The 12953-nt window shown below is 64.9% G+C and carries 11 protein-coding genes; 4 read left to right on the top strand and 7 right to left on the bottom strand.

Going from position 1 to position 12953, the window contains the following annotated elements; translation table 11 throughout:
* Positions 1–62: 62 nt before the first annotated feature.
* Positions 63–200, bottom strand: coding sequence for a hypothetical protein (locus GUI70_RS10765; protein ID WP_161882307.1), 138 nt, complete (start codon positions 198–200; stop codon positions 63–65).
* A gap of 54 nt (positions 201–254) precedes the next feature.
* On the bottom strand, positions 255–1187 hold the full coding sequence (locus tag GUI70_RS10770; protein WP_161882308.1) for a magnesium transporter CorA family protein: 933 nt from the start codon (positions 1185–1187) through the stop codon (positions 255–257).
* Between the two features lie 459 nt (positions 1188–1646).
* Here GUI70_RS10770 and rpoZ point away from each other — a divergent pair, with 459 nt between their 5' ends.
* Together rpoZ and coaBC are read left to right on the top strand one after the other, a co-directional pair.
* Positions 1647–1946, top strand: a complete 300-nt coding sequence (gene rpoZ, locus GUI70_RS10775) for a DNA-directed RNA polymerase subunit omega (RefSeq protein WP_161882309.1) — start codon at positions 1647–1649, stop codon at positions 1944–1946.
* Positions 1947–2048: 102 nt separating this feature from the next.
* Positions 2049–3263, top strand: coding sequence for a bifunctional phosphopantothenoylcysteine decarboxylase/phosphopantothenate--cysteine ligase CoaBC (gene coaBC, locus GUI70_RS10780; RefSeq protein ID WP_272952868.1), 1215 nt, complete (start codon positions 2049–2051; stop codon positions 3261–3263).
* 67 nt (positions 3264–3330) lie between these two features.
* Here the strand turns inward: coaBC and GUI70_RS10785 are convergent, their stop codons facing one another.
* The 5 genes from GUI70_RS10785 to GUI70_RS10805 all read right to left on the bottom strand — a co-directional run bounded on the left by GUI70_RS10785 (position 3331) and on the right by GUI70_RS10805 (position 10024).
* On the bottom strand, positions 3331–4491 hold the full coding sequence (locus GUI70_RS10785) for a BMP family ABC transporter substrate-binding protein (RefSeq protein ID WP_161882310.1): 1161 nt from the start codon (positions 4489–4491) through the stop codon (positions 3331–3333).
* Positions 4492–4631: 140 nt separating this feature from the next.
* Entirely contained in the window at positions 4632–5507 is an 876-nt protein-coding gene (locus GUI70_RS10790) for an ABC transporter permease (protein ID WP_161882311.1), read from the bottom strand.
* A 10-nt stretch (positions 5508–5517) separates the two neighbouring features.
* Positions 5518–6576 carry an ABC transporter permease gene (locus GUI70_RS10795; RefSeq protein ID WP_161882312.1) on the bottom strand — a complete coding sequence of 353 codons (1059 nt, stop codon included), beginning with the start codon at positions 6574–6576 and terminating at the stop codon, positions 5518–5520.
* Positions 6573–8207 (bottom strand): ABC transporter ATP-binding protein, encoded by a 1635-nt coding sequence (locus GUI70_RS10800; protein WP_161882313.1) that lies wholly within the window; start codon positions 8205–8207, stop codon positions 6573–6575. The genes GUI70_RS10795 and GUI70_RS10800 overlap by 4 nt, the downstream gene beginning before the upstream one ends.
* A 362-nt stretch (positions 8208–8569) precedes the next feature.
* Positions 8570–10024: a sigma 54-interacting transcriptional regulator gene (locus GUI70_RS10805; RefSeq protein ID WP_161882314.1), complete on the bottom strand. Its 1455-nt coding sequence runs from the start codon at positions 10022–10024 to the stop codon at positions 8570–8572.
* A gap of 150 nt (positions 10025–10174) precedes the next feature.
* On the opposite strand from GUI70_RS10805, the gene GUI70_RS10810 reads away from it, so the two are divergent.
* Together GUI70_RS10810 and GUI70_RS10815 are read left to right on the top strand one after the other, a co-directional pair.
* Positions 10175–12004, top strand: a complete 1830-nt coding sequence (locus GUI70_RS10810) for a glycoside hydrolase family 10-like protein (RefSeq protein ID WP_237724840.1) — start codon at positions 10175–10177, stop codon at positions 12002–12004.
* A 183-nt stretch (positions 12005–12187) separates the two neighbouring features.
* Positions 12188–12466 carry a WGxxGxxG family protein gene (locus GUI70_RS10815; RefSeq protein WP_161882315.1) on the top strand — a complete coding sequence of 93 codons (279 nt, stop codon included), beginning with the start codon at positions 12188–12190 and terminating at the stop codon, positions 12464–12466.
* Positions 12467–12953: the final 487 nt, after the last annotated feature.

The following is a 12953-nucleotide window of genomic DNA, read 5'->3' on the forward strand; positions in this document are numbered from 1 at the left end:
AGCAGAGGGTCTTCATCGCAGCGATTCTCAAGGTTTCATGAGGTCAGTGTCGCGCTGCCAGTTCAGCGCCAGCGTGCCCGCACGTACATTAGGCCCACGCCCAGCACCGACCACAGCGCGCCGCGCCAGTCACCGGAAGCGAGCTGCACCACCCCGATGGCAAAACTCAGAATTCCGCCCAGCAGTCCCCAGGTGCCCATGCCGCGAGACTACGCCGGGGTGACTTGCCGTGCCCTGACAAGATCAGCAATTACCTAGAACACGTCGAAGCGCTTCATCAGCCAGACCACCAGGCTCAGGGCTAGCCCCATGAATACGAAGATCGCCAGCGTCATCCAGGCCTTGTCCTGAAAGGGCAGCGGCACGTTCATGCCGAAGATGCCGGTGATCAGGGTGGGAATGGCGATCAGAATGGTGCTGATGGTCAGAAACTTGACCACCTGGTTGACGTTGTTGCTGATGATGCTGGCAAAGGCTCCGGCCATGCTGGTCAGGATGTTGCTGGCAATGCCGACCATTTCGATGGCCTGCAAGTTCTCGATCAGCACGTCGTCGAGCAGGTCCTGGTCTTCCTCGTACATCTCGAAGATGCGGTCGCGCTTGACCCGCTCCATCATCGCCTCGTTGGCGCGCAGACCGGTCATGAAGTACACCAGACTCTTTTCAAGCTTGAGGAGTTCAAGGAGTTCCTGGTTGCGCGTCGAATTTTCCAGCTTGTCCTCGGTCCGGTCCACCTGCTTGTTGATGTGGCGCACATCAATCAGAAACCGCTGGGCGTTTCTGAGAAACAGTTGCAGCGTCAGGCGATTTTTCTTGGCGGTGCTGACCTGCCGCACCAGGCCGCTGAGCACGTCCTTGACTACCGGATTGGGCATCGAACAGACCGTGACCAGGCAGTGGTCGTTGTGGAGAATGCCCAGCGGCACGGTGTCGTAGGGAATGTCCGAGTCCTCGCCGAGCCGGTAACTCGTCTGCATGATGATTAGGAGCTGGTTGTCCTCGCGCTCGAAGCGGCTTCGCTCATCGGGGTCGAGCGGGTAACTCAGGTAATCGAGATCGAGGCCAGTTTCACGCGCCACGCGGGCGAGTTCCTCGGCGCTGGGCGAAAGGGCGTCGATCCAGCAGCCGTCGGTATAGGCGTCCAGCGTGGTCAGTTTGCCGCCTACGCTGCGGTAGTAGGTCAGCACCGACAGCCGCCCGGCGGAGGCCCGGCAAGGCGGAAGGCAGGAGCCGTCAGAACAATCAGGGCATCGATAGGGCAAGTGGGGCAGGGCATGGCAGCCTCCAGGCCGAAGCGCTCAGCAAAACGCGGGAAAGTGGGAAACATGGCAGACGGCGCGGCTTGAAAGCCGAACTGGGGGGCTGTTCGTTCTCGCTGATCACGTCGTCACCTGCCTTGTCTGCTGACTTTCTCGCGTGGCTGAGCGCCCTTAATGCGGCACACGGCCCACGCTCCGGGGCCATGCTAGCCCAGGCCAGCGCCGCAGGGCAAGCTGCGGACAGCAGGCCAGGCAAAATGCGCTAGAATAAGCGGCTGAACGCTCGGCCCAGTCCGAGCCGCGCGCCCACTCAAGTTCCTCTTCGACGTTGAGTTCAAACCGCTACTGTTCAGCGTCTTCATTCAAATCCGTTTCACCGAGGTAGGTATGGCCGAAAAAGATATCGACAAGCTCCTTTCCCTGACCGACAGCAAGTACCGCTTATCTGTGGTGACGGCCAAGCGTGCCATTCAGCTCAAGTCCGGCGCGCCGAGCGTGCTGGCCCCTGACGTGAAGGCCAAGACCCACAACCTGGTGACCCAGGCCATGCGTGAACTCGCCACCGGCAAGCTGACGGTGGGCGAGCAGCTCATCGACGAAAGCCGCTTCCAGCAAGATTACCAGCGCCAGAAGCAGGCCCAGTTGCAAGCCCAGCTCACCGCCGAGCGCGAGCGCGAGCGCGACTGAAGTTCGGGGAGCGGGGGCTCACCGCCGCACTTGAATCAATGGGTCAGAGCCGCCGCCTTCACGGGTAGGCGGCTTTTTTGGGCCTGCGCTAGACTCGCAGCCGTGACCACTTCCAATCCCTCTCAGCATGCCCTGGTGATCGTGGGCGGCAGCATGGCGGCCGTCAAAGCGCCCAGCACCCTGCGGCGACTGCGCGAGGCGGGCTTCGAAACAGACGTGATCGCGGGCCGCGCCGCCCTTGAGTTCATCACACCGCTGAGCCTGTCCACCGCCGCCGGACGCCAGGTCGCCACCGACGAGACCTGGTTCGAAGCGCGGCCCGACGCCCAGCACCTGACCCTGGCCCGCACCGACGTGACGGTCATCGTGGCCGCCAGCGCCGATCTGCTGGCCCGTGCCGCGCACGGCCTGGCCTCCGACCTGGCCAGCGCCACTTTGCTGAGCGTGCGCGGCCAGGTACTGTGGGTTCCGGCCATGAACGAGCAGATGTGGACGCACCCGGCAGTGCAGGCCAACGTGACCACCCTGAAGAGCTGGGGCCACAGCTTCCTCGGCCCTGCCCAGGGTGCGTTCGGCACGCTGGGCGAGGGCACGGGCACAGGCCGGATGGCCGAGCCGGAGGAGATTGCAGCAGCGGCGCTGGCCCTGGTTTCCCACCCCCCGGATTTGCAGGGGCTCAAACTCGTCGTCTCGGCAGGTCCCACCCGCGAGTACCTCGACCCGGTGCGCTTCATCTCCAACCCCAGCAGCGGCAAGATGGGCTACGCGGTGGCGATGGAAGCTCAGGCACGTGGCGCGGCGGTGACGCTGATCAGCGGCCCGGTGAATTTGCCCGACCCACCGGGCGTCACGGTCGTCAAGGTGGAGAGCGCCGTGCAGATGCATGACGCGGTGCTGGCCGCCGCCGCCGATGCCCAGATCGTCGTGATGACGGCGGCGGTGGCCGATTACCGGGCCGCTGAGCAGAAAACTGAGAAGGAAGCCAAGACGGCGGGCGAGGTCAGCATTCAACTGGTGCCCAACCCCGACATCCTGGCGGCGCTGGGGCAGCACAAATCAAAGCGGGTGCTGATCGGCTTCGCCATGGAGACGCACGCGGGTGTGGAGCGGGCGGCCCTCAAGGCGCGGCGCAAGAATGCCGACTTCATCTTGCTCAACTACCCCACCCAGCAGGGCACGGCGTTCGGCGGCGACGACAATCAGGTGACGCTGGTGCGCCCCGACGGCACCGCCGAGGCGTGGCCGCGCCTGAGCAAGCGCGAGGTGGCCGCCCGGCTGCTTGACGAGGCGCTCAAGGTGCGGCAGTCGGCCCGCTAGAAACGCCCTGAACCAAAAAACGAGCGCCGCAGGCCCACGGCCCCGGCGCTCGCTCAGGTGGGTTTGCTTACTTCTTCGGCTCGTCGGCGACCTGGCCGACTACGCCCGGCGCGACCCATGACATGTTGTTGAGGTCGCCGATGCTCATGGTTTTACCGGCGGGCACGCGCAGCACGCCGTTGCGGTCCTTGACCGGGCCGGTGAAGGGATCGAAGCTCTCGCCCTTCTTCATCTGGGCGTTGAGCGCCGTGATGCGGTCGTAGACGCTGACCGACTTGCCGCCGACCATCATCTTGGCGGCCTTGAGCTGCGCGGCGAACTTGACTGTAAAGGGCATGTTCATGTCCGCGCCCATCTCGACGGCTCCCTTGCTCAGCAGCCACCAGTAATCCACGTTGGCGAGGTTCTTGGTGGTGTAGGTGCCGTTGTGGACCTTGGTCAGAAAGTCGATGTAGATCTTGTCCCAGTGGACGATGTGGCCGCTCACCACGTTGCTGGGGCTGAATTTCAGCATCGGGTTGTAGTGGCTGAAGGTCGGGATGTTCTTGGCCCCGGCGGTCTGCACCCCGGTGGCCGAATCCTCGGCGCTGGTTAGCACGTCTGCGCCCTCGGAGAGCAGCGCCTCGCTGGCCTCGCGGGTCTTGGCCGGGTCGAACCAGGAGTTGATCCACTTGACGTTGACGCTGGCCTTGGGGTTGGCCGCCTTGACGCCCAGCGCGAAGGCCGAGAGGTGGCGCTTGAGTTCAGGAATCGGGTAGGTACCGACGAAGCCCACCTTGCCGCTCTTGGACAGGGCCCCCGCCGCCAGGCCGTTGAGGTAGTAGACCTGGTAAAAGTCGGCCATGTAGGTGGCCATGTTGGCGTTGCGCTTGAAGCCCGCGTTGTGGGCGAAGATGATGTTGGGGTACTTCTTGGCGGCGGCCAGGGTGTCGTCCATGTAGCCGAAGCTGGTGGTGAAGATGACCTGACAGCCGTTCTTGGCGAGGCGGTCGATGACCGGCAGCGCCTGACCTTCCGGCACGCTCTCCACATACTGGGTTTCCAGCCACGGCAGCGCCTTCTCGGCGGCTTTGCGGCCCTGGTCGTGGGCGTAGCTCCAGCCGATGTCGCCGGTCGGGCCAACGTAGATGAAGCAGGCCTTGAGCTTGGCGTCCTGCGCGCCCGCCTGGGTGGTGGCGGCAGCAGTGAGGGCGAGGGCGAGGGCAAGCAGTTTGGTGATCTTGGACATGGTTCTCCTTCCGAGAAGATGAGGGTGTCTGAAGCTGAGCTTAATGTAGAGCATTTTCAGCACGGAATGCACGTTCGGCTTACCTTGCTGCCAACCTGACTGGCAAACCATGCGCGTCGTGCGGCCCGGGCTGCCACCGCTCAGCGTTCGCCGCGGGTGTACGGGCGGCCCAATGCCTCTGGCGCGGCCCCCTGCTGGCCGCGCAGCCCCGCGAAGGCCAAGACCACGATGACCAACAGGTACGGCATGGCCGCGAAGAACTCGGTGGGAATGAAGGTCTTGCCCTGAAGCCGAAATTGCAGGTAGTACAGCAGGCCGAAGAAGACGGAACCGAAGATGGCCCGCAGCGGATTCCAGCCCACGAAAATGACCAGCGCCACGGCGATCCAGCCGAGACCTGCCGTCATCCCGTCGGTCCAGGAAGGGCGGTAGACCAGTGACAGGTACGCGCCCGCCAGCCCGGCCAGCGCACCGCCGAACGCGACGGCTCCGTAGCGGATCAGGTTGACGTTCAGGCCCAGCACGTCGGCGGCGGCGGGGTTCTCACCCACCGAGCGCAGGGTCAGACCCGCACGGGTGCTGGTGAGCCAGAAGGCCAGCAGCAAGGCGAGCACGATGGCCCCGATAGTAAACGGCCACTGGTTGGGCTGCCCGAACAGCGGAAAGCCCTCGTATTTCTTGCCGAGCAGCCCGGCCACGCCCAGCCCCAGCAAGGTCAGGCTCAGGCCCGATACGAACTGGTTGGCCCGCAGCGTGATGGTGATAAAGGCGTGCAGCAGGGCCGCCAGTCCGCCCGCCGCCATTGCCGCGACGATGCCTAGCGCGATGCTACCGCTGCCCGGCGAACCGTCGCCGTAGGCCACCGCGAAGCCCGCCAGCGCGCCGAGCGCCATCATGCCCTCCACCCCCAGGTTAACCACCCCAGCCCGCTCGTTGATGACGGCCCCGAGCGAGGCCAGCAGCAGCGGGGTACCGAAGGCCAGGGCGCGCAGCAGGGCGTTTAGCAGTTCGTCCATAGGTGCCTCCTCATTTGCCCCACTTGACTCTGTTTTTCACGAAGATCTCGCTGGCGATCAGGCTCATCAGAATGACGCCGGAAAACACATCCGTGATCCGGAACGGCAGGTTCAAGTTGATTTTGAGCACGTCGCCGCCTGCCAAAATGATGCCCATCAGCGGCGCGGTAATGAGGCACAGCAGCGGGTTGCCGCGTGCCAGCCAGGCCACGATGACGGCGGTAAAGCCGTAGCCCGAGGAAATCTGGCTGGGTTCGAGCAGCTTGTGATGAATCCCGGCCACCTCGCCCACACCCGCCAGGCCCGCCGCGCCGCCGGTGACCATCGCCATCTTGAACAGCACGCTGCTGACGCTGATTCCAGCGTAGCGGGCCGCCTCGGGGTTCTCGCCCGCGACCCGCAGCTCGTAGCCGCCGGTACTGCGCCCCAGGAACCACTGGAGGCCCACCGCCAGCAGCACACCCAGCAGCAACGTCGGCCAGCCGACCTGGGTGCCGGGCAGGGTGGGCAACTGGGCAAAGTCGGGAAAGTCGTCACTGTAAATGAAGCCGCGCACGTTCTTGCCTTTCCAGGGGCCGTTGATCAGGTAGATCAGCAGGTAGGTGGCGACGTAATTGAGCATCAGGGTGGTCAGAATCTCGTTGACCCGCAGCCGGGTCTTGAGGAAGGCGGCGATGAGCGCCCACAGCCCGCCCGCCAGCGCCCCGCCCACGAACATGGCAGGCAGCATCACCAGCGGCGGCAGCGGCGTGAACAGGGCGATGCCGCCCGCCGCGATGGCCCCCAGCAAGAGCTGGCCCTCGGCCCCGATATTGAAGAACTGCGCCCGGAAGGCCAGGGTCAGGCCGATACCGATGAGCAGCAGCGGCGTGCCCCGGCGCAGCACCTCCGACCAGCCGCTCCAGTCGCTCACCGTGCCCTGGAGCATGGCCGAGTACGCCTCAAAGGGGTTGGTGCCCGCCGCCAGGAAGATCAGCCCGGCCACCACCAGCGCGAACACCAACGCCGCCAGCGTGACCCAGATCACCCGTCCACGCGGCGGATCGGCAATCGGCACAAAGCGGATCATGCCTTCAGCCCGCGTGTGTGGTTGGGTTCATCTGGCCCGGCCTGCACGCTGAGGTCGCCCGGCCCGGCTCCGTGCGGCGTGCCGTCTGTGCTGGCCGCACCCCCGGCCATGATCAGCCCGATGCCCTCGCGAGTGGCGGTCGCCGCGTCGTACGGCCCCAGCAGTTCACCGTGATACATCACCGCAATGCTGTCCGACAGGGCCAGCAACTCGTCGAGGTCCTCGCTGACCAGCAGCACGCAGGCCCCGCGCCCGGCAGCGTCCATCAGCGTGCGGTGAACCTGCTCGGTGGCCCCGATGTCCAGGCCGTAGGTCGGATGCACTGCCAGAATCACCTTCGCGCCGCCTTGCCCCGAGAGGTCGCCCAGTTCGCGGGCCAGAATGATCTTCTGGATGTTGCCGCCCGACAGCAGCCGCGAGGCGGTGCCCACACCCGGCGTGCTGATGTCGAAGGTGTTGACCATCTGCCGGGCGTGGCTGTCCAGTGCCCCCAGATCGCGCACCCCTCCGCGCGAGAGCGGCGGCTTGGCGTAGTCGCGCAGCGCCAGATTCTCGGCCACGCTCATGCTCGGCACGGTGCCCATGTGAATGCGGTCCTCGGGGATGTGTGCCACGCCGGATTCGAAAATGGTCCGGGCGTTGCGGCCCAGCGCCACACCGTCGAGGGTGATCTGGCCGCCCTGAAGGTCGTGCAGCCCGGCCAGCACCTCGACGAGTTCGCTCTGGCCGTTGCCCGCCACGCCCGCCACCCCAACGATCTCGCCAGCCCGCAACTCCAGATTCACCCCACGCAGGGCCGGGAGGCCCCGGCTGGAGAGGGCTTGCAGATCATGGGCAGCCAACCGTACTGGGGCCGCCTTCAGATCGGGCGTCTGGCGCTTGCGCTCGAAGCTCACTGAGCGGCCCACCATCATCTCGGCCAGGGTTTCGCGGGTGGCTCCCCGCGTGGGTGCGTTGCCGGTCACCTTGCCTTTTCGCAGCACCGTCACCCGGTCGGTGATTTCCAACACCTCGCCGAGCTTGTGCGAGATGAAGACCAGACTCCTGCCGTCTTTGCGAAGTTCATTCATCACCTGAAACAGGCCGCCGACTTCCTGGGGGGTCAGCACGCTGGTCGGCTCGTCCAGAATCAGCACCCTCACGCCGCGCAGAAGAGAACGCAGAATCTCGACGCGCTGCTTTTCGCCGGGCGAGAGCTGCGACACCCTGGCCCCCGGATCGACGCCCAGGCCGTACTTCTCCGACAGCTCACGGATGCGCCCGGCGACACTGCGGCCCGGAAAGAAGGCGCTGCCGCCGCCCAGCGCCAGGTTCTCGGCCACGCTGTGGCGGGCCACCAGCATGGGGTGTTGCGGCACCAGCCCGATGCCGAGCTTGAGCGCCTGGGCCGGGCTGCCGATCGTCACGGCCCGTCCGTCTACCAGCGTCTCGCCCTCGTCGGGCCGGTACAGACCGTACATCACGGAAATCACGGTGCTCTTGCCCGCGCCGTTCTCGCCGAGCAGGGCCAGCACCTCACCGGCATTCAGGTGCAGACTCACCTTGTCGTTGGCGATCACACCGGGAAAGCGTTTGGTGACGGCGCGCAGTTCCAGAACCGGCGGCGCAGTGGCAGTGTGGGCAGAAGTCATGCGGCTCCTTGAATTTCAGAAACGACGAACGAAACGAACCGGACAGCAAGCAGTCCCCACCTGAGCCGGGCCTGCTGCCCATGCTAGGGCATGACCTGGCCGTTCCAGCCCGGAAGCGGCTACCTGTCCAGCTTCTGGCGAATAATCTGCGTAGAAAAACCTTTCTGACCAGCCGAGACAGCGGTGTTGGGCGGGCCTGCTTTCCGTGAGCCGCCAAATTATTTCGATGTCAAAATGGGCCTCTGCAGTGGAGATGGCCCTCTGCCCGCACGCAAGCTGGAGACGGGAAGGAGTAGAGTGCTCAACCGCTTCACCCTGCTCCTTCCCGCCCTTCTTCTGAATTTTGAGCGGAGCCGGTCAGCTCAGTTCCAGCGGCCCCCAGCGCGGCGCGGCGCTTCCGGCTCGGCGGCGGCATAGCTCTCCTCGGCCCGCGAGAGCTTCTTGCGTCCGTACAGTCCTTCCAGAATGAACTCGGCGGCGCTGACCCGGTGGGCGTCCCCAGCCTGCTCCGAGACCTCGGCAGCCAAGGCGCTCAGGCCCGGCACGGCGGCAGCGGCCTTCAGCGCGGCAGCCACATTGCCCGCCTGCGGGAAACGGAACACGTTGCCGTCGTCGAACCACTTCTCCAGGGCTTTCGTGTCGGCGCTGGAATAGTGGCGGCCGTAAACCTGCCCCGCCGCCTTGCGGATGATGTCCTTGGCGACCACGTCCGCGCCGCGCAGCTCGCCCTCGTATTCGAGTTCGAGCTTACCGGTGATGGCGGGCAGGCCCGCGTACACGTCGCTAACGCGCACCACCGGCTCGTCGCCGAGTCGCAGCGAGCGGGCTTCGGCGTTGGCCGAGGCGACTTCCATCAGCGAAATCGGCAAGCGCTGCGACACGCCGCTGAGCTTGTCCACTCGGCCATCCTCGCGGGCCTGGAAAGCGATCTCCTCGATCAGCTCGGCCATATAGCCCGGTACCGTCACCGAGGCGTCGCGGGTGGCTTCCTGGGCCGTGATCGACATGCCCTCGTCCACCGTCTTGGGGTAGTGGGTGCGGACTTCCGAGCCGATGCGGTCCTTGAGGGGGGTCACGATCTTGCCGCGCGCAGTGTAATCCTCAGGATTGGCGCTGAACACCAGCATCACGTCGAGTTCGAGCCGCACCGGGTAGCCCTTGATCTGTACGTCGCCTTCCTGAAGGATGTTGAACAGCGCCACCTGCACCTTGGGCGAGAGGTCGGCCAGCTCGTTGACCGCGAAAATGCCCCGGTTGGCACGCGGCAAGAGGCCGAAGTGCATGCTGCGCACGTCGCCCAGCGCGGTGCCGAGCCTGGCGGCCTTGATCGGGTCCACGTCACCGATCAGATCGGCCACCGTCACGTCGGGGGTCGCCAGCTTCTCCACGTAGCGGTCTTCGCGGGCGATCCATTTGAGCTTGAGATCGTGGCCGTGCTCGCGCAGCAACTCCTGACCCTGCACGCTGATGGGATTGAGCGGATCGTCGCTGATCTCGCTTTCATGAATGGCGGGTACCTGCGGGTCGAGCAGCGAGGTGATGGCGCGCAGAATCCGGCTCTTAGCTTGACCGCGCAATCCCAGCAGAATGAAGTTCTGGCGCGCCAGCAGGGCGTTGATCAGTTGCGGCACCACCGAGTCGTCGTAGCCGACCACGCCGGGAAACAGGGTCTCGCCGCTGCGGAGTTTGCGCTTGAGGTTCTCGCGCACCTCGTCTTGCACGCGGCGGCTCTTGGCGTCAAAGGGTACACGGCCCGCGTACTCGGGCAGGCCAAGCAGTTCGCCGACGGTCTGGGGCAGTGCTGTGTCGTTAGGCATAGATAACGGAAAACTAGCACGCACCCCTGGGGCCGACTGTGCGTTTTGTGGGCCTTGGAAGGCACAGCGGAACCGGAACGCGGTGCAGGCGTTCGGTGTCCACGCTCACGCCCCGACCAGCTCCGTGCGCTAGCGTAGACCCGATACCGCGTGAGAAGCCCACATAGCCAACCCCCGCACGCCAGCACCACGCCACTCCGGCCCGCCCTGCTGCTGACCCTGTTGATGGCCTTGGTGGGCGGCGGCAGCGCACAGAGTTCCACGCCCAGCTTCCCGAACAGCCCGGACCCGGCACTGCCCATTCAAGCAGCGCCGCTGCCAGACGGCTCCACTGAAGACGACGTGTCCGCGCCGATTCTGCTGCCGTCCAGCTCCCAGATCACACCTTCTCAGGGCACCACTCTTTTCCCTCCCCTCACGCCGCCAGTCGCCGCACCGTTTATAGGGCCGGTGCTGCCGCCGCTGACTCCGCCCGCCGCCACGCCCCCGCTGATCGGTCCGCCGCTGCCGCCCGTGACCCTGCCTGTCACGCCACCTGCCTTGCCGATCCCGGTGCCCGACCCGGCCCAGGCCGAACTCGGCGCGGTGCGGGGCCTGTGGGTGGACGCCTTCGGCCCCGGCCTCAAGACCCCGGCGCAGGTAGCGCAGATGGTCAAGGACGCCCGCGCACTCGGCGTCAATACCCTGTTCGTGCAGACTATTCGCCGCGCCGATTGTCTGTGTAGCCGCTCGAGCGTGCCGCGTGCCAGCGACCGCGACCTGACCCCCAGCTTCGATCCGCTGGCCGAGGTGCTCCGGCTGGCCCACGCCCAGGGCATCCGGGTGTTCGCCTGGGTCAGCGTGACCGGCGCGGGCAACGCCGCCGCGCCCAACACCAGTCCGCAGCACATCCTCAAAGCCCATGGCCCCGCCGCCGGGCTGCAATCGTGGGTCAACCGCCGCCCCGACGGCAGCTACCTCGAAGGCTCGGACATCTGGCTCGACGCAGGCATTCCCCAGGCCGCCGATTTCATGATTCAGAGCATCCTAAGCATCGTCAAGAACTACGACGTCGACGGCATTCAGCTCGACCGCATCCGCTACCCCGACGGCGGCGCGTGGGGTTACAGTCCGCAGGCCCTGGCCCGCTACCGCGCCGAAACTGGCAGCAAGGGCACGCCGATACCGAGCGACCCCACCTGGACCAACTGGAAGCGTGAGCAGATCACGGCACTGGTGCGGCGAGTGGTGCTGGAAACCCGCCGCCTCAAGCCCCAGGTCTGGACCAGCGCGGCCACCATCACCTACGGCGCACCACCCACCGACCTCAGCGGCTTCCAGAAGAGCCGTACCTACAGCGACGTGCTGCAAAACTGGCCCGCCTGGACCGAGGAAGGCCTGATTGACCTCAACGTGCTGATGAACTACAAGCAGGACCTTGTGCCCAACCACATCGCCTGGTTCGACGACTGGAACAAGTTCGCCCTCAGCGTGCGTGGCAAGGCCGAGGTGGCAGCGGGAACAGCGCTCTACCTCAACAGCCCCGACATCTCGCGCCGCCAGATGCAGCGGGCGCTGAGTGCCGGGCTGGGCTGGGTAGGCTACGCCTACCGCACGCCGGGCGTGGACGTCTACAAGAACGGGCAGAGTCAGCCGCAGGGCTTCGCCGTACTCAGGAAGACGCTGACCGAGCGCGGCGGCCCGCTGACCTCGACCCTCTGGGATATCGCTCCACCCACCCGTTACGCTCTGCTGGGCCGAATCACCGGCAGCGCTCAGCCCGGCGGCAGACCCGTCGAGGCCCGCAGCTCCAACGGTACCCTGCTCGCCAGAACCGTCACGGATGGGAGCGGCTATTACGGCTTCACCGACCTGCCGCTCGGCACACTGGAGGTGCGGGTGGCCGGACAGCGCTGGCAGGCGCAGCTCACCCGTCCTGGCGTGCTGCGCTCTCCAGATCTGCTGGTGCGCGACGCACAGATCATTCCAGCGTTGAAATAGCTGCCCACGGGAAGTTGCCCGTCAGAATTGTTTGATTTCATACTCTATTTAGAAATGAATCTTTGGTTTGGAGCGTCTCAGACACTCCCGGTCACGGCACGTCACAATCTTGGTGTACCAGGACGAGCTGGTGACACTCTTTAAAAACAGCTCTCTATTTTTGAAGACAAGGAGTACAAACTGATGAATAAAGCTCTTCTCTTAAGCCTGGCCCTGGTCGCCTTCCCGGTTGCTGCTGCCCAGAGTACCGATACGACCACGACCGATACCACCACGACGGGCACCACCCTCGATCCCAACGGCGACGGTGTGGTTGATACCAACAACAATGGCACAGCCGATACCCGCGAGTTCCCCTGGGGCCTGTTGGGCCTGCTGGGCCTGGCGGGCTTGGCGGGGCTGAACCGCCGCTCACCGCCTGTGGTACACGTTGACCCTACCCGCAACAACACCAGCCGCTGATTTCAAGCGTCTAATCGTCCTGCCTGGCTGCGGCTCAGGCGGGATTTTTTTGGTCCAAACGTTCCGAGAAACTTCATCAGCCAAAGTTTCCTCAGAAGCGGGCCGATGACGCTCTTGCGTATGCACTCACATTTCCGAACGCATTGTGTCTCCGGATTAGAGCATTTAGATAGAGCGACTGCCCCCCATAGTCGCTAATCTGTCGCTCTGGACAGGCTTTTCGATAGCCTTCAGATTTAGGGGTTGACAGATTTGGGGGTGGGGTGTATTGTTTCTGAGCCTCCGAGCGAGGCGGGACACATGACAGTTGAACGGTAAGTGACGATGACGGTCCTCCTGACAGGGAGGCGTGAACGGTTCATTCCCCCGAATGGACTCCAGATTCACAGCCGAGGGCTTTAGCCGCCCGGAGCAAAAGGAAGTCTTTCGAGACTTCAAAGCCATTGCGAGAACTAGCAAAGGCAAACTTATCAACTTCACTGCTGCT

This window comes from Deinococcus alpinitundrae (assembly GCF_009982895.1).
Taxonomy (GTDB): Bacteria; Deinococcota; Deinococci; order Deinococcales; family Deinococcaceae; genus Deinococcus; species Deinococcus alpinitundrae.

Bases quoted from the DNA above. Each gene is read 5' to 3' on its own strand.
- GUI70_RS10790 (WP_161882311.1), bottom strand. From the start codon at position 5,507: ATGGACGAACTGCTAAACGCCCTGCTGCGCGCCCTGGCCTTCGGTACC.
- GUI70_RS10800 (WP_161882313.1), bottom strand. From the start codon at position 8,207: ATGACTTCTGCCCACACTGCCACTGCGCCGCCGGTTCTGGAACTGCGC.
- GUI70_RS10805 (WP_161882314.1), bottom strand. From the start codon at position 10,024: ATGCCTAACGACACAGCACTGCCCCAGACCGTCGGCGAACTGCTTGGC.
- rpoZ (WP_161882309.1), top strand. From the start codon at position 1,647: ATGGCCGAAAAAGATATCGACAAGCTCCTTTCCCTGACCGACAGCAAG.
- GUI70_RS10785 (WP_161882310.1), bottom strand. From the start codon at position 4,491: ATGTCCAAGATCACCAAACTGCTTGCCCTCGCCCTCGCCCTCACTGCT.
- GUI70_RS10765 (WP_161882307.1), bottom strand. From the start codon at position 200: ATGGGCACCTGGGGACTGCTGGGCGGAATTCTGAGTTTTGCCATCGGG.
- GUI70_RS10815 (WP_161882315.1), top strand. From the start codon at position 12,188: ATGAATAAAGCTCTTCTCTTAAGCCTGGCCCTGGTCGCCTTCCCGGTT.
- GUI70_RS10795 (WP_161882312.1), bottom strand. From the start codon at position 6,576: ATGATCCGCTTTGTGCCGATTGCCGATCCGCCGCGTGGACGGGTGATC.